Source organism: Salinicoccus sp. Marseille-QA3875, from assembly GCF_054950095.1.
The window spans coordinates 1,096,186-1,121,709 of sequence record NZ_CM143103.1 but is presented as its reverse complement, the minus strand read 5'-3'; the positions used below and the strand labels follow the sequence as shown (position 1 = coordinate 1,121,709).

The window sequence follows — 25,524 nt, the reverse complement described above, 5'->3', positions numbered from 1 at the left end:
CTTTTCTATTTCTTCTAGTTTAGCTTCATTAGCTGCCAAATATATTACCTCCGAATGTATTAGTTATTAGTGACTTCTTCGACTTCAACTTCGCTCGGCTGTCTGTCAGGTGTACCATATGCGAAGAAATCTTCAGGCAGGTTGCTTCCGCCGTGCCACAGTATCGCCCTCGCTGCATCTTCGCCTTTCCACTCGACCGTCTTCCAGTCTGGGTCGAAGATGAGGTAACCTGAGTCGCCGAACAGTTCAACGCGGTTGCCGCCTGGCTCGTACACATACATGCAGTATGCCTGGGATATACCATGTTTAATCGGAGCAACTTCAATTTTATGGCCCGCTTCAACAAGCAGCTCGGACACATCAATCAAGTTTTGAGGCTGTCCGTACCAGTAGCAGATATGGTGAAGACGGCCTTTTTCTCCAAGTGCATCGCCCATTATTGCGATATCATGGACAAGGTTGGTTACGCTCAACCAGGCTGCAACATGAGTGTCGTCTTCGTTTACAATTCGCTCGCGTGTTTTGAAGCCAAGTGCCTCCTGCATGAACTCGACGTTTTTGTCCGGGTCGCCGGCTAATAAGTTGATATGGTCAATACGGCGTACCGGCACACCGCGGTTCGGGCGCTTCTGTGCACGGTTCAGCAATTCGGTTTTTTCTTCACTCGGGCAGTCGAAGTATTCAACTTCCCAGAAAATTTCCATCTTATGACCATCAGGTGTTTGGAACTGGTATGCAGGTCCGTGACCAACGTCACCGTCGATCCAGCCCAGGCCGTAACCCATTTCTTCTATTGCAGCGGCTCGTCTTTCCAGTGCCTCTGCTGAGGTTGTCCGTAATGCCATATGACCTAGTCCCGATTCATGATGTTCAGTAATGATAAGGGAGTTGTGGTAATGATCTTCATACGCACGCAGGTAGACAGATTTCCCTTCGCGTTTCACTTCATTCATTCCCAGCATTTCTTTAAAAAATGATACAGATTCTTCCAATTTCGGACTGTAGATTTCCATATGAGCCAAATGTGCAATATCAAGGATTGGTTCTGTTTTCATGATTATTTCCCCTTTTATATATGATTTTTTATTTTAATCGTTTAAAACTCTTACCACATTGGGTGTCCGTCCTGGCCGACAATTGTTTTACCATAGCCGACCATCGCATCTTCATAGAGGTGAGTAGGGTGGCAGGAAACTGCAATGAGGTCACGCACGAATCTTTCAGATCCGCCTTCTCTGTACAGTGCGTTACCGCCGAGTACTGTGAGCAGTCTGGTTGCGATAAGCGGTGCGTGCTTAGCGACATAACCGCGCATTGCGAATAACTCTTCACGCTCTTCCTCATCAAGGATGCGGGTACCTTTTTCAGCATAACCCTGCATTCTTTCAAGGTAGTCATCAGCGATTTTCTCAAGAGTGTTATACTCCATTTTGATTTCGCCGAGCGTTCTCTGCGCACTGCTGTTGTCTTTTTCCTGTGAATTGTTGTTGTAAACTCTCACGCGGCTGTTTGTTTTATCAACGAAATCATCCACCAGTCTCTTAAGTCCACCAACAAGAATCTGTGAGAAACCGGATAAGAAGTAAGCGATGTAAGGTACGTTGAACAACAGGTAATCATCTTCGTAGTTGCCGTCAGGAGCTGTTGCGCCTTCCACTACTCTTGATAGCGGGAAAACATATTCCGGATCGACATATACGTTATCCAATTTAACTGCGTTGCTTCCTGTACCCCGAAGGCCTAATGTGTCCCAGTTATCAATGATTTCCGTCTCGCTTTTATGAACGATGAACAGGCTGAGTTCAGGCTGTTCTGCATCTCTCATCGTGTGGAAAGCACCCAGTGCGATCCAGTCTGACCAGAGGACGCCGCTGCAGAAGTTCCAAGTGCCGCTGACACGGTAACCTTTACCATCGTCATCATTTTCAACTTTTCCGACCGGTGCGAATACGTCTGCCATCAATTCATTACTGTTGAATAATTTATCACGGGCATCCTTCGGAATGAAGGAAGGCCAAGTTTCATGAATGATGACGAAATACGTCGCCCATGCTGCTGATACACTGTGATATGCAACTGTTCTGATGATATCTCCAAATGTTTCAAAATCCAGATCCTGTCCGCCATATTGTTTTGGACGGTGGAGCAGGTGGAAGTTTGCCTCCTTCATCTTCTGTATCACTTCTTCCGGAAGTCTCCGGTCTTCATCTGTCTGTAAAGCATATTTTTCAGCGAGTTCTCCAACTTCTTTTGCTCTTTTTAGTAATTCTTCACGACTGACTGCTTGCTCTGAAGCTTGTTTAGTTGCTTGACTAGTCATGTAAATCCCCCTTTAATTTGTAAGCGCTATCACTTGATAGGTTATTAAGAAGTATAGTGCAGGATTTTATTTAAATATAGATATGAATCATACGAATACTTTAAATATTTTGACATATTTAATACTAAACCGCTTACAAAATAAAGACCGTCCGGCTGCTGGAAGGGCTCCAGCGCGGGACGGTCAGGGTTATTTTCAGTGATTTTATCCGGATACTATTTTATTTCTCTGTTCGCCAAGATCTACAGAACCGTCGGGACTTTTGATGGAAGCACGGATGATATCTCCATCATTCAAGTAGTTATCATTGTCTGATTGTGCTTCAATGGAGCCTTTCACTTTATCGCTTAATGAAGCGGTGATCTTTGTTGCTGCTTCAATCTGGTCTTTCGTCAGATTCATTGCGACACCACCGGGTGTTCCTGTAAGAAGGACATCTCCTGGAGAGAAGTCCATCACTTCTGACAGTTCAGTCAGTGTCTCTTCCGGTTTGAAAAGTAACTGGTTTGTATTTGCAGACTGGCGGAGTTCGTCATTGACCCAAAGGTTCAGGTCCAGATTATGGACGGCTGAAAATTCATTATCTTCAGGGATGTATAGATATGGCCCGGCCGGCGCAAAAGTACGGTAGCTTTTACCGCGCAGCCACTGACCTTCAGGAAGCTGGACGTCACGTGCAGAGATGTCATTCATGATGACGAAGCCGGCAACGTACTCATGAAGATTTTCTTCTGTTACGGTAACCGGCAGATTGATTTCATTTTTAATGACGAGGCCAAGCTCGATTTCATAATCGAGCAGCTTAACACCTTTTGGGCGGATGACATCTGCATCATATGCGCAAAGCGAACTCTCCGCTTTGCCGAAGATCAGATTGAATTCCGGACGTTCAGCCGTCATGCCCGACTCCTGGCGGTGGGAAGAGTAGTTGGCGCCCTGGCATGTCATCGTGGAAGGTTTAGTCACCGGGCTCGCCAGTTCAACATCATTCAGACTGTATGATGCTGCATCAGCACTCTGGAGTGCAGACTTTGCCAGGCCCGGGCCGTCTTTTAAAAATTCTGCCAAAGTTGGAGAGTCATCATCAATATCAAATACTTTCCCTTCAGACAGGACACCCCATCTGAAGTTGTCATCTTTAATATATCTTACTATTTTCATGCCCATTATAATTTCCCCTTTGCGTATAAATTAACTCAAATTAAACTATTGAAAATGACTGCTGTCAACCAAATCATCCCTTGAAAATATATCAGGAACCAAAAATAAAAATTAATTTATATATTTTTATATAAGGACATTATATGTAGTAATTTTCTGTGATCGGGTGGGGGAAATGCTTTTTAAAACGTTGAAAAGAATATTGATATTGACAAAGCAAAGTTAATTTTCTACACTGTATTTATAAATGTTAACATTTCAGAAAATTAGGTGAAGAAGAATATGCAGTACTCGACAACGGACATTGCAGATATTTTGAGGAAAGATATCATTCTCGGCAATTACAAAAGCGGAGACAGCCTCGGAGAGGTGGCACTGTCAAAGAAGTTTGACGTGAGCCGCGGTCCTGTACGTGATGCTCTTGCGATGCTCAGTGCGGAAAGGATGATTGAGAAAAGATCCAACGGCAGATCGGTTGTCATTGAATATGACCTCAAGGAAATCAGAGACTTATATGAAGTGCGGATTTTATTGGAAACGCATGCATTACAGCAGCTGGACATGTCGCTTTATCAGAAATACAAAGGACTGCTTCATGACTATCTGGAGATGATGAAAGAAGCGGATGCATTTGAGGAAAGAGATATTGAGACCGACTTATCCTTTCATTATCTGCTTGTGAAGATGTCAGGCAACGAGACATTGATGCACTTGTGGAATGTCCAGCGGAACATCTTCCGGACACTTGTGGACATTACAAGTGAAGTCACTTTAAGCAATCAGGATGAAATCATCAATCAGCATATCAGGCTGGTGGAAGCATTGGAAGTACAGAATATAGATAGTGCTCGGCGTATACTGACGGCTCATTTAAATGATGCCTGTGAGTATTGCTGCAAAGGAAAATCTTTATTATAGGGGATGAAAATGATAATGGATAAAGTAAAATGTGCAATTATTGGTTCAGGTAATATCGGCAGCGATCTAATGATGAAGCTTTTGGGCAATGAAGTATTGGAAGTGACGGCATTGATCGGTATTGATGCTGAATCTGAAGGGTTGAAAAGAGCGGAAAAGCACGGAGTCAAAGCAATTTCGAACGGTATTGACGGATTGGTCGAAAATCCTGAGCTTGCAGATATCGTATATGAAGCAACTTCCGCGAAAGCGCACCTTCATAACTCGAAAATTTTAAAAGATCTCGGCAAGAAAGCAATCGACTTAACACCGGCTGCGGTCGGTCCATTTTTAGTACCATCAGTGAACTTGAAGGAAGAGGAAGTGCCTCATCTGGATAACGTCAACATGGTAACGTGCGGAGGTCAGGCGACGATACCGATCGTCAAAGCGGTATCGGATGTTCTGAAAGTGGATTATGCGGAAATCGTCGCATCCATTTCAAGTATGAGTGCAGGTCCGGGAACGAGACAGAATATAGATGAGTTCACAGTGACGACAGCGAACGCGATCAGAGAAGTGGGCGGCGCTCAGAAATCGAAAGCGATCATTACATTGAACCCGGCTGACCCGCCGATCTTGATGAGAAATACAATTCATATCCAGACAGGCGAGTCTGCAGAAGCTAAAAAAGATGAAATTCTTAAATCTTTGGACGCTATGGTTGAAAATGTCCAGTCATACGTGCCGGGTTACCGTTATAAAGCAGAACCTGTTGTCAAAGATGACATTGTAACAGTATCTGTTGAAGTTGAAGGCAACGGGGACTTCCTGCCGAAATATGCAGGTAACCTGGATATTATTACATCAGCAGCAGTGAAAACAGGCGAAATGATGGCGAAAAACCTGCTTCAAAAGGAGAGAATATAATGGCTAAAAAAGTGATAATAAACGATGTGACATTACGCGATGGTATGCATGCAATCCGTCACCAGTATTCCAAGGAGCAGATTGCCGAACTTGCAAGTGTCATTGATGATTCAGGTGCGGATATCATCGAGGCAACGCACGGTGATGGTCTCGGCGGAAGTTCAATCCAGTACGGTTTCTCAAAAGAAAGCGAAGAAACCATCATCAGAACGACAGTTGATAATGTAAAAAATGCGAAAGTCGCAGTATTATTGCTGCCGGGTATCGGCGTCATCGATCACCTGGAGCAGGCACATGACTGGGGTGCAAAAGTTGCACGTGTTGCAACGCACTGTACGGAATCGGATGTCTCAGAACAGCATATCGCCAAAGCGGCGGACCTTGGCATGGATACGGTCGGATTCCTGATGATGTCCCACCGTACGTCACCTGAAAATCTGCTTGAAGAGGCAAAAAAGATGGAGTCTTACGGTGCAGGGACGGTATATGCTGTTGACTCGGCAGGTGCACTTACCATGGATGGAGTCAAAGAAAGAATTTCATTGCTCAGGAACAATTTAAGCAGTGGAACAGAAGTCGGTTTCCACGGGCACAATAACCTGTCACTTGCAGTGGCAAACTCGGTTGTGGCAATAGAAGAAGGTGCAGGCCGTATCGACTCCAGTCTTGCAGGCATGGGAGCGGGCGCAGGTAATACTGCAACTGAACAGCTTGTTGCAGTGTTGGACCGTATAGGTGTTGAACATAATCTTGATTTATATAAAACGATGGATGCTGCAGAAAATCTGATGAAACCGATGATGGAACGCCCGGTACAGATTGACCGTCTGTCGCTCACTTTAGGCTACACGGGTGTATATTCAAGTTTCTTGCTGTTCGCAGAACGTGCGGGTAAAGAGTACGGCGTGGATCCACGCGACATTCTGACGCGTGTAGCGGAAATGGGTGCCGTCGGCGGTCAGGAAGACTGGATCGTCGGGGTTGCACAAGAGCTTGCAAAGAGTAAATAAGAACCAGATATGAATGATGATGGGATATGGATCTGTGGATCCATATCCCATTTTTTTATGAAAAACTCCCCGAGATTATTATCACGGGGAGGGGCTTGCAGCATTACATATTCAAATTGCGTCGATCCGGTTCATTTTTATGGATGTCATTTTCCTTGCTGTAATATTGCTGGTCCATAGCTGCTTTCTTTCTCTCAATATCATCATCGTCAATAGTGTCAACGTTCTCAGCATCATCATAACCGTAGTTTGAAACATCGACTCTGTCGTCCGCCACGTTGACTCTGTCTTCTGCCATGTCTTGATTGTCTCCGCGGTCTTCCGCCCGCATCGTGCCTTCGAATTCCCTGTCCTCAGGGTCCGACGGGGCCTCGGCGCCGTATTCCACATTCGGCTCAGTGTCGACGACCCGGCCGCCTGCTTCTCCCACATTGACGGACTGGCGGTCTTCTGCTCTCATAGTGCCCTCGAATTCTTTATCTTCAGGGTCGCCAGTCTCTTCGGTACCGTATTCCATGTTCGGCTCGGCATCGACTACGCGGCCGCTTGTTTGTTCATTATCATCGAGATCGCTGATGCTGCCGACTTCACGTGCTTCATAGTTTCTGTCGAGCTCAGCGCGGGTTGAAGGGACATTGTCATCGGCATCTTCAAGTGCTTCACCTGCACTTAATGTGGTTCCCATCCCCTCTGTATCTGCTGAGGCTGCAGTATGTGCAACACCAGGGTTATCCTCTTCACCGACACCCTGTTTTTCGTGCGGCTCACCGCCGACATTGTTGTCGTTGCTGTCGTATCGGGATGTTTCCTCTTCATCACTGCCCATCTTGTCCGATTCGCCCAGAGCGACTTCATTGACGTGAAGCAGAATATCTCCTGCCTGCAGTGATGTAATATAATCTTCTTTCTCTGAATCGCTTAACTCAAGATCCGCCAGTGCCCTTTCTTCAGGTTCTTCTGAAGTGAAAAGTGAGACGAATCTGTCCCATGGTGATCCATCTGCATTTTTAAAATTCACTCCTGTGTAATTTAAGGAATTGCCTTCCAAAGACTCTTTTGAAAATACTGTAATGTCATCATCATGGACGCCGTCTGCGCGAAGACGTTCGATTCGTCCGACCAATTCCTGCTCACTTTTAAAACTTTCAAACTGTCCCATAATAACCCTCCAGATAAAATACTATTTTATATTTGCATATATCTTGTTATTAAAAAGATACCCCTTCAAAATAATAATAAACAGACTCGGAAATTTATATTGACACGGTGGATAATCATAATATGATTAAATTATCACTTTTAGGGGGCAGTGTATTGACGACAATAGGGGACAGAATCAGAAGAGAACGTAAACGACAGGGGTACTCGCAGGAAGGGCTGTGTGAAGGCATCTGTTCACAGTCTACTTTATCAAGACTTGAGAGCAACAAATTGAAATTATCATTTTTAACGGTGAACCAGATTTTAGGAAGACTGGACTTATCAGTCAATGATCTGCTTGCGCAGGAAGAATCGATCCAGGAGAACATCTACTTCAGCAGACTGGATGAAATGAGGGATGCACGTGATTATAAAATGATGGGAAATCTCATTGCAGGATACAGTCATGTGACAGAAGATCCTTCGGTCAAAGTCAAAATGTACATAAAATGGCACCAGGGTCTGGTTGCATTCAGTAATAAGGATTATGAAACTTCATCCGCGCTGCTGAAACATGCAATATATATCGCTGAAAAATTCAAGTACAGAGACAGTATTCCGCATTTATATATGGCTCTTGGAAATACTATGTATGAAGATGGAGAGGAACCATTGAATTTTTATGCACATGCAGAAGAATTGTGTCATGAGCTGGAAGTGCCGAATTTTAAACTGCAGATGAAGATCCTTTATAATATGATTGTCACCTACAGCAGGGAAGGACAGTATTATCATGTCATTTTGAAATGTAAAAAAGCGATAAACACATTGTGTTCGAATGAATCTTCTTATTTGATGTGTGAAATTTATTATTTGTGGCTGAAAGCATTGGGTGAACTTGGAAAATTCGAAGAACATGCAGATTTAAAGGCGTCCAGCAGAATTATTTTCGAGCAGCACAATAGTCTGCATTTGTTGGACAAATTAGAAAACTATTCATTTGTGAATAGTTAAATGATTCCTGTTCCAATATATGTATTTCTCATTTATTATTGAGATAAATTTCCATATTTAAAGGGGAATTACATTTATCAAGGGGGATTATTTATGATTATGAATTTGTTTTTAACAAAATCAGTGGAAAGGAAACAGGGGGAAAACAAGTCTGTGAATGACTGCGGAAAACCTGCCGGTGTATATTGATGACTATGGCCGATAAACCGCCGCTCAGCCGCAAAGAAGAGCGCCTGCTTGTGTATCTTCTGCTTATGGAAAGACGTGACCGCTATAAAAAAGGCAGTGAGAACTACATGAACTACGACTACTATATCGACATCGTCATCAACGGCATTGAAAGTAAATACGATGAAATATTTGAACATATCCACCATATGGATAATGGCATTTCGAAAGAAGTGAGCGAGGAGGTTGAGGTCATCCTCCGAATGTATCACTGCATAGAAACTTCATTTGAGTTTTTAACATTCGATGATCAGCAGTATTTTAGAAAGAAATATATCATTGATTTCGGCGGCTTCAGAAGTGATATGGAAGAAGAGCATAATTATTTGAGCTATTATAAATTTCTGAAGAAACATGAACAGAGAGAGTTGCCGAAAGTCATTGAAAATCCGGCACTCAATATAGAAATATACCGCCGTATGCTGATAAAATTCAAAGACTTTAATATTCCGAAAATCGGCGTACCTACTTATATTACAAAGCAGCAGCTGATCGAGCTGTTTTCAGAACAGGAAAAAATATTATCTTAACGAAACATGAATAAAAGATGCCCATGTACAAACCCGTGCATGGACATCTTTCATTTAATAGATTTCCGAATCAGGTTTTTCGTGGTCTTCCTGTTCTCTCGTATATTTATCTTCGTCCGTATAGTAAAGGAGGAGTTCACCGTCTTTGATTCTTCTTAAGTAATCTTCAGCAGTATCCTCATTCAGACCGATATTATAAATATATTTGCCTGCAGGTTCGTTGGCGATAAATATCGATTTTATGCCCTCAGCCTGTTCATGATATGGATGGAAGTTGATTTCGGTATATTTTATCCACTGCATCTCATCAGGATCTGAGTCTTCGTCGGCCAATAAATGAAAATCCCCTTCAAAGTAGTCTTCCGCTTTTAACATTTCAATTTCCTTTAGAAATTCATCACGATCAGAAAAGAATTCATAGTAGTTCATAGACTTTGCCTCCGATAATTGATGTGTTACTTACATTTACCCTCACCATTCAATTTTTACTCATCATATTACAGATATTTATCCAGTTATCATGTACAATTGAGTTGTATATTATCGTTCACTTTGTTATGATATTATAATTATTTATTTCATATAATCACAGTAATATGGATTGTGAGTTTCTATGGTTTTCCATAAAAAAACCTACTATGAGATAACAATTAATCGAATGCTTTAATTGTTCTTCGTCATGTTCATTTATTGGAGGTTATCAACAATAATACAGGAGGCTATAAGATGTGGGAAAGTAAGTTTGAAAAAGAAGGATTAACGTTTGATGATGTGTTATTGCAGCCGGCGCATTCGGAAGTATTACCGAAGGATGTGGATTTGTCCGTACAGCTATCATCTGATATCAAGTTGAATATTCCGGTGCTCAGTGCAGGGATGGACACAGTGACTGAATCAGCCATGGCAATCGCGGTTGCACGTCAGGGCGGCCTCGGTGTTATTCATAAAAACATGTCAATCGAAGCCCAGTCAGAAGAAGTTGAAAAAGTGAAGCGGTCTGAAAATGGTGTCATTAAAAATCCATTCTTCCTGACGAAAGAAGAAGAAGTATATGCGGCAGAACATTTAATGGCTAAATATCGCATTTCAGGTGTACCGATTGTAAGCAATCCGGAAGAGAAAAAACTTATCGGAATCATTACTAACCGGGATCTGCGTTTTATAGAAGATTACTCGACGACGATTGATGATGTAATGACAAAAGATAACTTAGTGACAGGTACTGTAGGTACGACACTTGAAGAGGCGAGCAGAATTTTACAAAAGCACCGTATAGAAAAACTCCCTCTTGTTGATGAAAATGATATTCTGCAGGGCTTGATCACCATCAAAGATATAGAGAAAGTGATCGAGTTCCCTGATTCTGCAAAAGATGACCAGGGGCGTCTTCTGGTTGCTGCTGCAATCGGCATCGCAAAAGAGACGGAAAAGCGTGCCGAAGAACTTGTTAAAGCAGGGGCGGATGCACTTGTCATCGATACTGCCCACGGCCATTCACAAGGTGTGCTTGATGCGATTAAAGATATTCGGGAGAAGTACCCGAACATTACCCTGATTGCAGGGAATGTGGCGACTGCAGAAGGTACTGCCGCATTGTTCGATGCAGGGGTGGATGTTGTCAAAGTCGGCATCGGACCGGGCTCAATCTGTACGACGCGTGTCGTGACAGGAGTCGGGGTGCCTCAGATTACGGCAGTATATGACGCTGCAACAGAGGCACGTAAACGCGGTAAAGCAATCATCGCAGACGGCGGAATTAAATTGTCAGGTGACATCACGAAAGCACTTGCTGCCGGCGGCAATGCAATCATGCTCGGCAGCCTGCTTGCAGGTACTACAGAATCACCAGGTGAAGTTGAAATGTTCCAGGGCCGCCGTTATAAGACATACCGCGGCATGGGCTCCATGGGCGCAATGGACCAGGGTTCAAAAGACCGTTATTTCCAGGAAGATAAAGAATCCAAGAAGTATGTGCCGGAAGGCATAGAAGGCCGTACCGAGTACAAAGGACCACTTGCAGATACGATCTATCAGTTGATGGGCGGTCTGAAATCAGGTATGGGCTATACAGGCAGCAGAAACTTAGAAGCTTTACGCGAAGAATCCAAGTTTATAAGAATCACCGGTGCAAGTTTAGTGGAGAGTCATCCGCATAACATTCAGATCACAAAAGAATCACCGAACTATACTACTTGATAGGAGATTTTTATAAATGGAAATGGCTAAAGAACAGGAACTAATAATGGTAATCGACTTCGGCAGTCAGTTCAATCAGCTGATCACCCGGAGGATACGTGATCTCGGTGTGTACAGTGAACTTCACAACCCGAGTGTTTCATTAGAAGAGATAAAAGAACTGAATCCAAAAGGCATCATACTATCAGGCGGACCGAAAAGTGTCTATAAAGAAGATGCCTACAGAGTGGATCCTAAGATTTTCAACTTGGGGATTCCGGTGCTCGGCATCTGTTACGGCATGCAGCTGATGGTGGATACACTCGGCGGCGAAGTCGTCTCTTCACCGGGCAGAGAGTACGGCACGACGGACCTTGTACTGGATCCGTCAGTGGATATCTTCAAAGGGCTGAATGAAAACGAACGGATGCTGATGAGCCACAGTGACAAAGTCACAGAAATTCCGGAAGGTTTCCAAAAAATCGCCCATACTGAAAACTGCGAGTATGCTGCCATCAGACATGAAGAGAAACCTTTCTACGGTGTACAGTTCCATCCGGAATCCAAGCACTCCATCCATGGTGATGCATTCTTAAAAAACTTCATCAGAGATATTTCAGGATGTACCGGTGAGTGGACGATGGAGAACTTCATCGACATCGAAGTGGAGAAAATCCGTGAACAGGTCGGTGACCGCAAAGTATTATGTGCAATGAGCGGCGGTGTGGACTCTTCAGTTACAGCAGTCCTTCTTCATAGAGCAATCGGCGACCAGCTGACATGCATATTCGTCGACCACGGTCTACTCCGTAAAGGCGAAGGCGATATGGTCATGGAGCAGTTTGGTGAAGGTTTCAATATGAACATCATCAAAATCGATGCCAAAGACCGTTTCTTAAATAAGCTTAAAGGCGTCTCGGACCCTGAACAGAAACGTAAAATCATCGGCAACGAGTTCATCTATGTATTCGATGATGAAGCGGGCAAGCTGAAAGATGTGGACTTCCTTGCGCAGGGCACACTGTACACCGACATCATCGAGTCGGGCACCGAAACGGCGACAACGATCAAATCCCACCATAACGTGGGCGGACTGCCAGAAGATATGGAGTTCGAACTTATCGAGCCCCTCGCCACTTTATTCAAAGATGAAGTGAGAGAGCTGGGAATCGAGCTGGGAATCGAAGAACATTTAGTGTGGAGACAGCCGTTTCCAGGTCCCGGACTCGGGATTCGAGTACTTGGTGAAATTACGGAAGAAAAACTTGAAATCGTCAGAGAAAGCGACTGGATTTTAAGAGATGAAATCCGTAAAGCAGGGCTCGAAAGAGACATCTGGCAGTACTTCACAGTACTTCCGAACATCAGATCCGTCGGCGTCATGGGGGATGAGCGTACGTATGACTATACAATCGGCATCAGAGCCGTGACAAGTGTCGACGGCATGACCAGCGAATTCGCAAGGATTGACTGGGATGTGCTGAGCAAAATTTCACAGCGCATCGTAAATGAATCCAAACACATAAACAGAGTGGTTTATGATGTTACTAATAAACCCCCGGCGACGATCGAGTGGGAATAACTCCACCAGAGAACCGGCGGGAATTGAGAGGTACTGTTTTTTACAGTACCTCTTTTTTATATTCACATTGAGATGATAATACATTGCATGCCAGCTGATATCTTTAAAGAAGCTCTTAAACTGATTGTTCAAGTCTGTCGTTTTAGGCACGGTTGTTGTGTTTATGGCTGATTATACTAATAATAAGATTAAAGAAAACAAAATGGACAGCAACACAATTTTTAATAATGAAGGGGTTATAATTATGGAATTAAATAAAATGATTACAACGATTGATACCCACACAGCAGGAGAACCGCTTCGAATTATTACCCATGGTGTACCGGAGATCAAGGGGGCTACTCAACTTGAAAAACGGGCTTACTGTATGGAACATCTTGATGAATTAAGGCAGGTCTTGATGTATGAACCACGTGGACATGATGGGATGTATGGCTGTATCATAACTGAGCCGTCGACACCAGGGGCAGATATTGGTGTTCTATTCATGCACAATGAGGGCTGGAGCACAATGTGCGGCCATGGAGTGATGTCAGTGATCACGACTCAGATTGAAACCGGGGTTATAGATGTGACAAGTGATAAACAAAAAATTATTGTTGACTGTCCGGCCGGTCCTGTTGTTGCTTATGCCAATATGGAAAATGACAAAGTGAAATCAGTATCTTTTGAAAATGTTCCCTCTTTTGTCCACACAAAAGATTTTCCGGTAGAAATTGACGGTATCAGTTTTGATATTGATATTTCTTATGGAGGTGCATTTTATGGGGTTGTAGACACGAAAGACCTCGGAATCAAAGCTGTGAAATCTTATTTGGATGAGTTGAAAAAATGGGGCACTAAAATCAAACATTATATTGAGAGTAATCTTGAGGTGAGGCACCCTATAGAAGATATTGCCGGTATATATGGTGTGATTTTTTCAGATGAACCAAAGAGTTCTGAGGCTGATTTAAGAAATGTGACTATTTTTGCCGACGAACAAATCGACCGCTCACCATGCGGTTCAGGTACAGCTGCAAGAGTAGCGACATTATTTGAAATAGGGAAATTGAAATTAGGGGAGAGCTTTGTCCATGAATCCATCACTGATGAAGTTTTCATTGGTGAGGCCTTTGCTGAAGAAAAGATTGATGATGTTGATGCAGTGATACCTAAAATAACAGGCTCAGCATATATAACAGGATTTCATCAATTTGTAACCAGTCCTCATGACCCATTGAATAAAGGATTTTTACTGAAATAATCATTTGGAAAAATCGAATCTTTCAGTAATAGCAAATTGGAATTTTAAAAAAGGTGGAGAAGCTAGGTATACTTGGTAACAAAGTACTTAAATACATGGAGGTTCAGCTATGCATTATAAACCTGTAAATAATGAAGTAGGATTCACCGGCATACGTACGTTTATGCATTTGCCACATGTCAAAACGTTGGAGGACATTGATTATGCGATTATCGGGCATCCTTTTGATACAGGGGTGACAAGTGCGCCGGGAGCGCGTTTTGGTCCCGAAGCAATCCGGAGCAGTTCCACCCGGATTGGATCATATGACACGTATTTTGATGTTGAACTGTTTGAACGGCTGTCCGGAGTGGATTACGGGGATCTGGCAATAACACCTGGTTTCATTGAAAAGAACTTTGAGCAAGTCCAAAAGCAGCTCGCTCCTTTCTATGAAAAACATATTGTACCGATCATTTTGGGTGGTGATCATTCTGTCTCTCTGCCGCATCTTCGTGCAGCTGCAGAGATGTACGGTCCTGTCAGCCTGCTCCATTTTGATGCACACAGTGATACTTGGGACTCATCATTCAACGGGCAAAAATATACGCATGCTACTATGTTCAGGCGTGCAGTTGAGGAAGGGATTGTCGACACATCTTCATCAATACAGATTGGCATGCGTCAATATTCCAAGTCACATCTGAAAGAACAGCGTGACCTGGGCTACGAAGTGATTACAGCATTGGAATGCCGTGAAATCGGCATTGACGCGGTCATTGAACGGGCGAATGCTCGTATAGGGGATTCGCCGGTATTTCTGACGTTTGATATTGACTTCCTGGATCCGGCATATGCACCGGGGACAGGGACGCCCGAAGTCGGGGGCTTCACAAACCATGAAGCTTTTCAACTTTTGCGGGGCGTTGCAGGCGGGAACTTTATCGGTTTTGACCTTGTAGAAGTGCTGCCGGACCGTGATCCGGCAAATATCACTGCATTGAACGCTGCGCATATTGCGGCGAAATTCATAGCTTTGCTGGCTTATAATAAGCTGAATCACGAGGGATAGAACGTCTTTAAATCTCATTCTTATATGGTTTAGACATACTTTATAACGGATATAGTGATGGTGTATACGAGATTAGTCATGGGTTACCTCATGGTGGCAGTTTTAAAGGAGATGAGAATTTGACTATTGATGGTAAAGGATTCGTATTGAATGATAAAACGACCCTGCCGTATGTCGGTCTGGGTACAATCGGAATCGCCGGGGATAAAGGCACTTTTGACATCATGAATGCTTTGAACATGGGTTACCGCCTGATTGATACTTCAACGAATTATGATAATGAAGGCATTGTCGGGGAAGCGGTGAAACGCTCCAGACTCGACAGGGAAGAAATCTTGATCAGCACGAAATTGCCAGGTTCACATCATGAATATGATAAAGCTTTCCTTTTCATCCAGGAATCACTCCGCCGCACCGGACTCGCGTACTTTGACAAGTATCTGATCCATTGGCCGAATCCGGATGATGGAAAATATGTTGAAGCATGGAAAGCGCTCGTTGATGCACAGAAGCAGGGCCTGTTCCGGACAATCGGCGTGTCAAACTTCGAACCGGACCATCTGGATGACATCATTGAAGCAACGGGAGTGACGCCTGCCACAAACCAGGTGGAACGCCATCCGTACTTTACCAACAACCGCATGGTCGAAGAAAATGAGAAGCGGGGCATCCTTACAGAAGCCTGGAGCCCTTTCGGCAGAGGCTACCTGAATGATGTGCTTGAAAATGCAACGATAAAAGAAATTGCAGATAAATATGATAAGACACCGGCGCAGATCATCATCAACTGGAACTGGCAGGCCGGTGTCATGACCATCCCGAAATCCAGCAACACGGTGCATCAAAAGGAAAATCTCGAAGCGACAGATTTTGATTTGGACCGTGAGGATATCGAAAAGATCGATGCACTGGATAAAGGTGAAAATGGCCGTGTCGAGGGACAGGACCCTGATGAATATCATGAGTATGTATAAATTTTGAATGATGATAAATAAGACGGACAGCTGTTCAATAATGAACAGCTGTCCGTCTTTGTGAAGTTTTTGATCAAATTCATCGAATGGTTCTTACTGACTTTTAAGATTCACAATTGTCCGGCCTTTGACTTTCCCTTCGATGATATCGTGCAGTACTTGAGGCAGCTCTTCCAGAGTCACTTCGTTTACGACATCCTTATTTAAGATGTCCGGTTTCAAGTCTGAAGCGAGCCTTTCCCATACTTCTTTACGCAACTTCATCGGGTAATTGACGGAATCTGCACCGACCCAGTGGATGCCGCGGCCGATGAAAGGTAAAACTGTGGTATTCACTTCGATACCTGCAACCAGCCCGAATGTTGCGAGTGCACCTTCAGGCTGTATATGCTTGATGATATACTCTGTCGTTTTGCCGCCGACAGGGTCGATGGCTGCCTGATATGCAGGCTTACCAACAGGCTTGTCATCCTGATTTGTGACCTCATCCCGGTGAATGACCTTCGCTGCACCGATGGATTTTAAATATTCCACTTCATCCATGCTGCCTGTACTGGCGACAACTTCATACCCTGAAGCAGCCAGCATATTGACGGATAAGCTGCCCGTACCGCCGGTCGCACCCGCAACCAGAACTGGACCGTTATCCGGGGTCATACCGACAGTTTCAAGTTTTTTAATCGAAATGCCCGCAGTCAGACCTGCAGTGCCGAGCTCCATTGACTCTTTTAAAGTCAGTCCGTCGGGCAGAGGTACAATCCAGTCTGCCGGGATACGTGCGACCTGGGAAAAACCGCCCGCGATGCCCGTGCCGATCTTGTAGCTTGTGGCGATGACGGCATCACCTTTCTTAAATCTGTCATCGCTTGATTCGATGACTTCACCGGCGAGGTCAATTCCTGGAATAATTGGAAATTCATCTGCAATTTCACCAAGTGATGCAACCATGCCGTCTTTATAGTTGACGCTGGAGTAATGGACGTCGATCAGCACTTCACCATCGGTCAAATCATCAATCTGCATTTCCTTGATGCTCATCTCCATCTTTCCGTCAATCTTATCAGCAACTAAAGCTTTGAAAGAATTCATCATAATCCTCCTATAAAATCATTAATTATCATCTTCCCGAGTTCTGGTTGGGATAAACCGTTCGAATCTTCAACCCCAGTATAACCCTGTGCCTTTCAGCTGAAGCAGGGTCCGGAGGATATATCGTTTACCAGCTTCTTCATCATCAAAACACCTCTTATCATAGATGTTTCCTCTTTCTCTGAAGAAAGTATGCCACCTCCCATCTGCCTTAAAGTAATGGAACCCTTCATGGATGAATGATGTTCCACTTTCAGGCAGGCCGCGGACTGAAACGTAATCATACACTTCTTCAAAAGTCACTGTGAACACCTCGGAGTAACTGTGATGCCTCATGTCCTGCACTCCTAATGTTTCACAGGCCAAACAAAAAGGGTCCCCATAGAGCAATGTCTTTATCTGTATTTCTTTTTCAATCATATTGCCAGCTCCTCGTATAATGATTATTTAAAATAAGGCTCTATTTCAAAGATGTTATCAACAGAAGAGAGTGAAGCAATGATTTCCAGTGAAGGTGATGAAGTACCTTTGCTTAAGGTATGGGACCAATTGATATAATCCCGGACCGTGATTGTACCTTTCTGTATTTTATAAAAAAGATGACTGCTCTTCATTTTCCTGTGCCTCCCTGACCTTAAGTGCCGCCGTTCAATTGGCTGGTGCAACGATATTATATAAGTTTTTGAAAATAAAATCCCGCACAGGACCCTCGTCCCCGAACGTTTGGGCGGGTAATTCAGAGGGAATATGTATATTATGTACATAAGAGTAGACTTGAGGGGGGCAGGTTATGGCGAGGCTGACATTTGACAATTTGTCCAATTTAATAAGTTCCTATTTCATATTGGATATCATCCTCATCGCGCTCTTCATCATCAATATCATATTCGCGATCAGTTTGATTTTCCTCGAAAGGCGGCGGAGTGCACAAAGTGTATGGGCATGGCTGCTGATCCTGCTGTTCATCCCCATCGTAGGCTTCGTATTATACATGCTTTTTGGCCGTACAATATACAGACAGAATCTATTCAAGATGGATACGAAGGAGCAGGAGCGGCTTGAGAAAATCGTCAATGAGCAGTTGGATGATCTGCAGTCGGGGAAGCGTGATTTCCCGAACAGCATCACTGAAAAACACAAGGATTTCATCCACATGATGCTCCAGAGCCAGGAGACATTCCTCACTTCAAATAATCATTTAAAAACTTTCACCAACGGCCGCCGTAAATTCAACCATCTGCTGGAAGATATACGCCAGGCTGAAGATCATATCCATATTCAATATTATATTTTCAAGATGGATAAGATTGGCACAGAGATTTATGAGGCACTTGTCAAGAAACAGAAAGAGGGCGTGACGGTAAAGGTCCTGTATGATGACCTGGGGTCAAGAACCTTGAAGAACCGTCATTTCAATGAACTGATAAAAGCAGGCGGCGAGGTTGCCGCTTTCTTCCCAAGCTATCTCCCGCTCGTCAACCCCCGGCTGAACAACAGGAACCACCGGAAGCTCGCCGTCATCGACGGAAGCACAGGATACATCGGGGGTTTCAATGTCGGTGATGAGTACGTCGGGTTCGATGAAGAAAAGGGGGAATGGCACGAAGCAGACCTCCCACCCCGGCGCGATACACACTTAAGAATCCAAGGGGATGCGGTCAAGCTGCTCCAGCTCAGGTTCATGCTTGACTGGGACTCCCACAGTAAACGGAGTTATCTGAAATGGGAGGAGCGTTACTTTCCGAATGTGGATTATGACGGGGATATAGCCATGCAGATTGTCTCCAGCGGCCCCGATGAGGAATACCAGCAGAACAAGTATGGGTATTTCCAGATGATCAACAGTGCCAAAAACTCACTTTATATACAGACACCGTACTTCATCCCGGATCAATCCATATTCGAAGCGATAAAGACAGCCATTTTACGTGGTGTCAAAGTCCGTCTGATGATACCAGACCACCCTGACCATCCGTTCGTCTACTGGGCGACGTATGCCAATGCCGGTGAACTTGTCGATATGGGAGCTGAAGTTTTTATATACAATACAGGCTTTCTGCATGCAAAAACCATGATGATCGACGATGAACTGCTCAGTATCGGCACGACCAATATTGATGTGAGAAGCTTCTTTTTGAATTTTGAAGTGAATGCATTCATCTATGATGAAGATGAGGCAGTACAGCAGAGGATCACCTTTGAAGAAGACATGAAATCGAGCACATTGCTGACGAAAGAGAAATATGAATCGCGGAGCAAGTGGATCAAAGTGAAGGAAGTGCTGGCGAACCTGATTTCGCCTATTTTATAGTGAGGTTCGTAAAACATGCCACGGGAAAATTATCCCGTGGCATAAATAAGAGATTAGACTAAAATTTTATAACTATAACAAAGAAAACGAGTTTTAATATGAAATTTCGGCTTAATAATAATTGTTTAGCTTGTACAGATGAAAATAACCCCGTGTCAGTGTAAGAGTTTAAATAAGGGGTTATTTTTTTATGACTGATAAGATAAAACCCAGTCATTTTTAAGGTAAGTATTTAGTCATTCTACTTTTTAAGTTTGCTTCTTTTCTAATCATAATTTGCTCAAAATTACTAGTATAGCTAGAAATTTTGATACCTATCTGCTTTTAATATAGCAACACATAGACTTTGTAATGTCTGATTGCTCGAAAGGGAACATTCTTTATAAAAGTAGGTTGATTATTATTAATCCCTAGTGATAAAATATGCTTTAATAACATAGTTATCAACTATGATTTTAGTGAGAGGGGCAAATACATAGTGAATAAAAAATTTCATATTCTGATTATGGTGTTGATAGTGAGTATTCTGGCTGCTTGTACCAATGATGCTGAGGTGGATGTGGCCGAGGAGGCTGAAGGAAATGAAGTGTCTGAAGGCGGGGACTTTGTAGTCTCAACGGGTACTGATGCAGTTTCCCTCGATCCGCACGGTAACGATGATTTATATTCTGATCAGATGAGAAATACTATATATGAGGGGTTAGTCACTCATGGGGAAAACTTAGAAATCATCCCTCTTCTTGCAAAAGATTATGAGCAGGTGGACGATTCAACTTGGAAATTTGAATTGAGAGAAGATGTAGTGTTTCATGATACCAGTGAATTTAACGCTGAGGTTGTAAAAGCGAACCTGGAAAGAGTGATTGATCCAGCTATGGCATCGCCACGTTTGAATATTTTTGAGATGATTGATGAAGTGAATGTCATCGATTCTCATACAGTGGAAATCATAACAGAATATCCTTTTGCTCCTTTATTAAACCATTTATCACATGGTGGTGGCGGGATGGTCAGTAAAAAAGTTATTGATGAGGATTATGAAAATGCGCTGGAAAAAGGGGGGCATGATTTAACAGCAGAAGAATATTATGAAATAAGGGATAAAAAGGATGAAGAATACGAAAGAATCGTCGATGATATTTCAAGCTATATCGGTGAAGTTGTCGAAGTAAACCCAATAGGTACAAATTATGCTGCTTTTTCTTCCAGAACGCCTGGTGAAAGTACAGTAATTGAAAGGTTTGATGAGTATTGGGGCGAACCTATGAAAATGGACACTGTGACATTTAAAATAATCACAGAAACAAACTCACGGATTGCAGATTTAGAAACAGGGAATTCTCATATGATAATGGGTTACGAAAGCAGTAACCTGTCTCAGATTGAACAAAGCGAAGTGATGGAACCGTATACTCTTTACAATATGGCAGTTCAATATATTGGTTTTAACACCCAGAAGAAGCCATTAGATGATAAGCGTGTCAGACAGGCGATATCTCACTTAGTCGATAGACAGGAGATCATAGATGGAATATATAATGGTTCCGGAAAGCTGCCAAAAGGTGTCGTGACGTCTGAGCTTTTAGGACACGATGAAAGTTTGGAAGGCTATCCATATGATGTGGAAAGAGCTCAGGAATTGATGGAGGAAGCCGGATATGAAGAAGGTTTCGAATTATCAATACTGACGAATGATGATGAAGAGCGTGTCAATGTAGGGGTGTATCTACAGGAGGTCTTACAGAAAATAAATGTTGACGCAACTGTTGAACAGCTGGAATGGGGCGCATTTCTTGAAGAAGCGGGCCAGGGGAATCATGATATTTTTATACAAGGTGCACCGAACTCTACAGGTGATCCCGACCAGATGTTATGGGATGTCTTCCATTCTTCTATGATAGGATATCAAGGTAACCGCACATTCTTTCAAAATGAAGAATTCGACCAATTACTTCAAGAAGGCAGAAAAGCATCTTCTGATCATGAACGTGAAGAGATTTATCACGAAGCCCAGGCAATATTGGAAGAGGAAGCACCGATGATTTATTTCAGGGAAACTGAAAGTATGAACGCGCAAAGAACAGAAGTGGAAGGATTGTATATTGATCAGTTTAATAAGCCGGACTTCCAAGAGGTCACACTAACTGAATAGATTTTGAACAATAGAAATAGTCCGAAATTGTCATTCCCGGGCTATTTTTTAATTTATACTATTGTATAGGAATTTGAAAGAGAAGTGGGCAATAACAAAATACGAAAAAGGAAAGAGTTTATGAAAGTGACTATGGATTTGGAGCAGGCAGCTTATCATGCAAAAGAAACCGAACCGCTGAAGTTGAAAGAAGTTTATTTCAAGGTGGACCCCGGGATTAATGAACGAAAAAGATTGTTCAGAAAACCATTGTATGAGCTGACGATCATTGCAGAAGCGAATGGTCAGGCGTATGAATTTGAAGGCTATGATGTCGAAGATGAATTGATTTCAAAACTGGAAAATGATCCTGCGGGATTTGTCGCTGGAGATGCACCGCCGTTTTTATGCGGCACAGACTGGCCGGACAGTGGGATATCGGAAGTCATAAATGAAAATTCTGTACCACTTGACTCCCTCTTTATAACGGATGGTAAGAAAGTCCCGGCAATAATATATAATGAAGAAATACCAGAGTTGGCTGCCTGGCTGAAACAGTTGATCAAATAACACATTTGAAGATTCAAGGGGAACCAGTATGTATAAAGTTGAAAAAGCACTGAACAACAACGTAGTGATTGCACATGATGATTTAGAGGAAGTCGTATTGATTGGCAGAGGAATCGGCTTCGGAGCAAAGGAAAATGACATATTGGATACAGAGAAAGCGGATAAGGTTTATAAACTGACCGGCAAGCAGGACAGCGGCAGGTATCAGACGCTTCTGACCATGGGTGATGAGCAGCTGTTCAAATTGATATTCGAGGCGATTGAACTGATCGATGAGCTGACGGCGAATCAGGTGAACGACCGGATTGTGCTGTCTTTAACGGATCATCTGCTTTTCAGCATCAAACGCCAGGAGGAAGGAATTGAGATTACAAACCCTTTCATCAATGAAACGCGGGCACTTTATCCGAAGGAGTACCAGATTGCTGAAGAAGTGATGACGATGTTGAATCAGAAATATCATATTCATCTGCCGGAAGCTGAAATTGGTTTTATCGCACTGCACGTGCATTCTGCGATTTACAACAAATCTGTACAGGAGATGAACATCTTCTCAGAAGTGGTGCATCAGGCGATAATGATAATTGAAACGGGGCTCGGTATATCCGTGGATCAGACTTCGTTATGGTACGACCGGTTTGTCAGGCATATCAGTTTCTGTGTGCAGAGGGTGATAAAAGGTGAAAGTGTGCCCGACCAGTCCGACTTTGGCGAACTGTTGAAAGCGCAATATCCACTATGCTATAATGTTGCCATAAAGATTGTAAAAATGATGCAAAACAAACTGCAGCGGAAAGTATACGACTCTGAAGTTGTTTACTTAACGATGCACATAAATCAATTTGAACATTATTCTGAGTAAATGTGTAACCATCAGAGGGCATGAGTTTACAGGGAGTAGTTTATTTAACTATTTCTGTATACTCATGTCCTTTTTTGTTTTGTATGATCTGAGACTTATCATAAGGAGGAATTTCCATGTTTAAAAAGATTTTTGGACAATTGCAGCGTATCGGTAAAGCATTGATGCTGCCGGTCGCAATATTGCCGGCTGCCGGTCTGATGCTGGGTATCGGGGCTGCGCTGCAAACGGAAGCGATGGTTGATTTCATGCCGTTTTTAGAAGCGGGCTGGATCGTCGCTCTGTCCAACATGCTTCAGGCAGCAGGCGGTATCGTCTTCGATAATTTAGCTCTTTTATTTGCACTCGGTGTTGCGGTGGGACTCGCAAAAGGTGACGGTGTGGCTGCGATTGCTGCCTTTGTCGGCTATATGATCATGAACGTGACTATGGGACAGGTAGCGGGAGTTACGCCTGAAATGGCTGCTGAAAATCCTGCCTATGCATCAATACTGGGTGTGGATACCATCCAGACAGGTGTGTTTGGCGGTATCATCATCGGTGTTTTATCTGCCTGGGCATACAATAGATACTACAATATTGAACTGCCGCAATTTTTAGGATTCTTTGCAGGCAAGCGTTTCGTTCCGATCATGACAGCTGTGCTGTCATTCCTGATCGGACTTGGACTATTCTTAATCTGGCCGCCGATTCAGGAAGGCTTAAACTCTGTTTCATATTTCCTGATGGAAGAAGCGACGGCACTCGGTGTGTTCATGTTCGGTATGGTTAAACGGCTGCTCATTCCATTCGGACTGCATCATATTTTCCATGCGCCATTCTGGTTTGAGTTTGGTACATACACGAATGCAGCGGGCAATATTGTAAGAGGAGATCTGAACATCTTCTTCGCACAGTTGAAAGATGGCGCTGACCTCACGGCAGGTAACTTTATGCAGGGTGAATTCCCTGTAATGATGTTCGGGCTGCCTGCGGCAGCACTTGCGATATATCATGCTGCACGTCCTGAGCATAAGAAGTATGTTGCAGGTATTATGCTGTCGGGTGCACTGACGAGCTTTTTAACAGGTATTACGGAACCGTTGGAGTTCTCATTTCTGTTCGTTGCGCCGTTGCTTTATGTGATTCACGCAGTGCTGGACGGTTTCAGTTTCTTAATTCTTTATCTGCTGGATGTGAACCTCGGTTACACATTCAGCGGCGGTTTCATAGACTTTTTCCTGTTCGGCATGCTGCAGAACCGCACTGAGTGGTGGTGGGTATTCATAGTCGGGGCAGTCTATGCTGTGCTGTACTATGTCATCTTCAGATTTTTAATCAAGGCGATGGATCTAAAAACGCCTGGACGTGAAGATGTAGCTGCAGGTTCTGATTCAGGCAGCATCGAAGATCTGCCGTTCAACGTCTTAAAAGCAATGGGCGGGGAATCGAACATCAAGCATCTGGATGCATGTATCACCCGTCTTCGTGTGGAAGTGAACGATACATCAGCGGTTGATGAAGCAACACTTAAAAATCTCGGCGCTTCCGGGGTGATGAAGGTCGGCAATAATATGCAGGCCATCTTCGGAACTAAATCCGATCGGATCAAGAATGATATGCAGAGGATCATCGATGGGAAAATTACTTCTGCAGATGAAACGACAGTGTCGGAAGATGCAGATACTGAAGTGGCTGTCAGCGACAGTCCGCTGACTGCAGATACAAAAGATATCTTCAGTCCAATCAAAGGGAAAGCAGTGGCACTTGAGGAAGTACCGGATAAGGTCTTCAGTGAAAAAATGATGGGAGACGGTATCGCGATCAAGCCTTCAGATGGCGTTGTACGTGCACCTTTTGACGGTGAGGTTATGACAGATTTTCCGACGAAACACGCACTCGGTCTGACGAACAGAGGCGGACTTGAAGTACTTGTGCATATCGGACTGGATACGGTCAACTTGAAAGGAGAAGGATTTAAGCTTCACGTCAGTACAGGAGATACATTTGAAAAAGGTGATGTACTGCTGGAATTTGATTTGGATTATATCAGGGAAAACGCGAAAAGTGATATCACGCCTATCATCATTACCGGCCCTGCAAATATCGAAATTGCAGCAGCAAACGAAGGTGAAGTTGATAATGATGACATCATCATCAATGTGAAGTGATCTTAAGCCCCCTCCAAAATCAGAATGCTTTGGAGGGGGCTTATCACTACATTATTATCTTCTGGACTGCTGATTTCAATCGATGATTTTATTTTCAACGAATTTGGTTATTAACTGTTCGTTCCTGACTTTGACTATCTTTGACCAATGTGC

The 25,524-nt window shown here is 43.5% G+C and carries 23 protein-coding genes and 1 riboswitch; of the genes, 15 read left to right on the top strand and 8 right to left on the bottom strand.

From position 1 onward, the window contains the following. Window positions 1-59 precede the first annotated feature (59 nt). The 3 genes from ACY8DT_RS05775 to ACY8DT_RS05765 form a co-directional block, all read right to left on the bottom strand. Entirely contained in the window at window positions 60-1,055 is a 996-nt protein-coding gene (locus ACY8DT_RS05775) for a catechol 2,3-dioxygenase (RefSeq protein ID WP_462421970.1), read from the bottom strand. Window positions 1,056-1,105: 50 nt separating this feature from the next. Beyond that, window positions 1,106-2,320 carry an acyl-CoA dehydrogenase family protein gene (locus ACY8DT_RS05770; protein ID WP_462421969.1) on the bottom strand — a complete coding sequence of 405 codons (1,215 nt, stop codon included), beginning with the start codon at window positions 2,318-2,320 and terminating at the stop codon, window positions 1,106-1,108. Between the two features lie 204 nt (window positions 2,321-2,524). Continuing rightward, window positions 2,525-3,487, bottom strand: a complete 963-nt coding sequence (locus ACY8DT_RS05765; protein WP_462421968.1) for a fumarylacetoacetate hydrolase family protein — start codon at window positions 3,485-3,487, stop codon at window positions 2,525-2,527. 276 nt (window positions 3,488-3,763) lie between these two features. Between ACY8DT_RS05765 and ACY8DT_RS05760 the strand changes: the two genes are divergently transcribed. From ACY8DT_RS05760 to dmpG, 3 genes are read left to right on the top strand one after another with little or no spacing between them, the layout of a single operon-like run. Then, window positions 3,764-4,399 (top strand): GntR family transcriptional regulator, encoded by a 636-nt coding sequence (locus ACY8DT_RS05760; RefSeq protein ID WP_462421967.1) that lies wholly within the window; start codon window positions 3,764-3,766, stop codon window positions 4,397-4,399. Between the two features lie 15 nt (window positions 4,400-4,414). Further along, window positions 4,415-5,308: an acetaldehyde dehydrogenase (acetylating) gene (locus tag ACY8DT_RS05755; protein WP_462421966.1), complete on the top strand. Its 894-nt coding sequence runs from the start codon at window positions 4,415-4,417 to the stop codon at window positions 5,306-5,308. Further along, complete coding sequence (gene dmpG, locus ACY8DT_RS05750; RefSeq protein ID WP_462421965.1) at window positions 5,308-6,318, top strand: 4-hydroxy-2-oxovalerate aldolase; 1,011 nt, start codon at window positions 5,308-5,310, stop codon at window positions 6,316-6,318. The genes ACY8DT_RS05755 and dmpG overlap by 1 nt, the downstream gene beginning before the upstream one ends. 103 nt (window positions 6,319-6,421) lie before the next feature. Here dmpG and ACY8DT_RS05745 read toward each other — a convergent pair whose 3' ends face one another. Further along, window positions 6,422-7,477 carry a general stress protein gene (locus ACY8DT_RS05745; protein WP_462421964.1) on the bottom strand — a complete coding sequence of 352 codons (1,056 nt, stop codon included), beginning with the start codon at window positions 7,475-7,477 and terminating at the stop codon, window positions 6,422-6,424. 122 nt (window positions 7,478-7,599) lie between these two features. Here ACY8DT_RS05745 and ACY8DT_RS05740 point away from each other — a divergent pair, with 122 nt between their 5' ends. Beyond that, on the top strand, window positions 7,600-8,472 hold the full coding sequence (locus tag ACY8DT_RS05740) for a helix-turn-helix domain-containing protein (RefSeq protein ID WP_462421963.1): 873 nt from the start codon (window positions 7,600-7,602) through the stop codon (window positions 8,470-8,472). 188 nt (window positions 8,473-8,660) lie between these two features. After that, on the top strand, window positions 8,661-9,230 hold the full coding sequence (locus ACY8DT_RS05735; RefSeq protein ID WP_462421962.1) for a YfbU family protein: 570 nt from the start codon (window positions 8,661-8,663) through the stop codon (window positions 9,228-9,230). Between the two features lie 54 nt (window positions 9,231-9,284). Here the strand turns inward: ACY8DT_RS05735 and ACY8DT_RS05730 are convergent, their stop codons facing one another. Beyond that, entirely contained in the window at window positions 9,285-9,659 is a 375-nt protein-coding gene (locus tag ACY8DT_RS05730; protein WP_462421961.1) for a hypothetical protein, read from the bottom strand. A 129-nt stretch (window positions 9,660-9,788) separates the two neighbouring features. Beyond that, window positions 9,789-9,889, top strand: a riboswitch (purine riboswitch). 67 nt (window positions 9,890-9,956) lie between these two features. Here ACY8DT_RS05730 and guaB point away from each other — a divergent pair. The 5 genes from guaB (at window position 9,957) to ACY8DT_RS05705 (ending at window position 16,258) form a co-directional block, all read left to right on the top strand. After that, window positions 9,957-11,426 (top strand): IMP dehydrogenase, encoded by a 1,470-nt coding sequence (guaB, locus tag ACY8DT_RS05725; protein ID WP_462421960.1) that lies wholly within the window; start codon window positions 9,957-9,959, stop codon window positions 11,424-11,426. Window positions 11,427-11,442: 16 nt separating this feature from the next. Beyond that, entirely contained in the window at window positions 11,443-12,987 is a 1,545-nt protein-coding gene (gene guaA, locus ACY8DT_RS05720; protein ID WP_462421959.1) for a glutamine-hydrolyzing GMP synthase, read from the top strand. Window positions 12,988-13,231: 244 nt separating this feature from the next. Next, complete coding sequence (locus ACY8DT_RS05715) at window positions 13,232-14,233, top strand: proline racemase family protein (RefSeq protein ID WP_462421958.1); 1,002 nt, start codon at window positions 13,232-13,234, stop codon at window positions 14,231-14,233. A gap of 109 nt (window positions 14,234-14,342) precedes the next feature. Beyond that, on the top strand, window positions 14,343-15,284 hold the full coding sequence (speB, locus tag ACY8DT_RS05710) for an agmatinase (RefSeq protein ID WP_462421957.1): 942 nt from the start codon (window positions 14,343-14,345) through the stop codon (window positions 15,282-15,284). A gap of 119 nt (window positions 15,285-15,403) precedes the next feature. Further along, window positions 15,404-16,258, top strand: coding sequence for an aldo/keto reductase (locus ACY8DT_RS05705; RefSeq protein ID WP_462421956.1), 855 nt, complete (start codon window positions 15,404-15,406; stop codon window positions 16,256-16,258). A gap of 93 nt (window positions 16,259-16,351) precedes the next feature. On the opposite strand, the gene ACY8DT_RS05700 is transcribed toward ACY8DT_RS05705, so the two are convergent. The 3 genes from ACY8DT_RS05700 to ACY8DT_RS05690 all read right to left on the bottom strand — a co-directional run bounded on the left by ACY8DT_RS05700 (window position 16,352) and on the right by ACY8DT_RS05690 (window position 17,961). Beyond that, window positions 16,352-17,347: an acrylyl-CoA reductase family protein gene (locus ACY8DT_RS05700; RefSeq protein WP_462421955.1), complete on the bottom strand. Its 996-nt coding sequence runs from the start codon at window positions 17,345-17,347 to the stop codon at window positions 16,352-16,354. Window positions 17,348-17,416: 69 nt separating this feature from the next. Then, complete coding sequence (locus ACY8DT_RS05695; protein ID WP_462421954.1) at window positions 17,417-17,683, bottom strand: hypothetical protein; 267 nt, start codon at window positions 17,681-17,683, stop codon at window positions 17,417-17,419. A 107-nt stretch (window positions 17,684-17,790) separates the two neighbouring features. After that, on the bottom strand, window positions 17,791-17,961 hold the full coding sequence (locus ACY8DT_RS05690) for a hypothetical protein (RefSeq protein ID WP_462421953.1): 171 nt from the start codon (window positions 17,959-17,961) through the stop codon (window positions 17,791-17,793). A 176-nt stretch (window positions 17,962-18,137) separates the two neighbouring features. Between ACY8DT_RS05690 and cls the strand changes: the two genes are divergently transcribed. The 5 genes from cls to ptsG all read left to right on the top strand — a co-directional run bounded on the left by cls (window position 18,138) and on the right by ptsG (window position 25,371). Further along, the gene (cls, locus tag ACY8DT_RS05685; RefSeq protein ID WP_462421952.1) at window positions 18,138-19,658 is read left to right on the top strand and encodes a cardiolipin synthase; all 1,521 of its coding nucleotides are present in this window, start codon (window positions 18,138-18,140) and stop codon (window positions 19,656-19,658) included. 478 nt (window positions 19,659-20,136) lie between these two features. After that, window positions 20,137-21,810: an ABC transporter substrate-binding protein gene (locus tag ACY8DT_RS05680; RefSeq protein ID WP_462421951.1), complete on the top strand. Its 1,674-nt coding sequence runs from the start codon at window positions 20,137-20,139 to the stop codon at window positions 21,808-21,810. Between the two features lie 120 nt (window positions 21,811-21,930). Beyond that, entirely contained in the window at window positions 21,931-22,359 is a 429-nt protein-coding gene (locus tag ACY8DT_RS05675) for a hypothetical protein (RefSeq protein ID WP_462421950.1), read from the top strand. 28 nt (window positions 22,360-22,387) lie between these two features. Further along, window positions 22,388-23,221: a glucose PTS transporter transcription antiterminator GlcT gene (gene glcT / locus ACY8DT_RS05670; RefSeq protein WP_462421949.1), complete on the top strand. Its 834-nt coding sequence runs from the start codon at window positions 22,388-22,390 to the stop codon at window positions 23,219-23,221. Window positions 23,222-23,337: 116 nt separating this feature from the next. Continuing rightward, window positions 23,338-25,371, top strand: coding sequence for a glucose-specific PTS transporter subunit IIBC (ptsG, locus tag ACY8DT_RS05665; RefSeq protein WP_462421948.1), 2,034 nt, complete (start codon window positions 23,338-23,340; stop codon window positions 25,369-25,371). The last annotated feature ends 153 nt before the right edge of the window (window positions 25,372-25,524 follow it).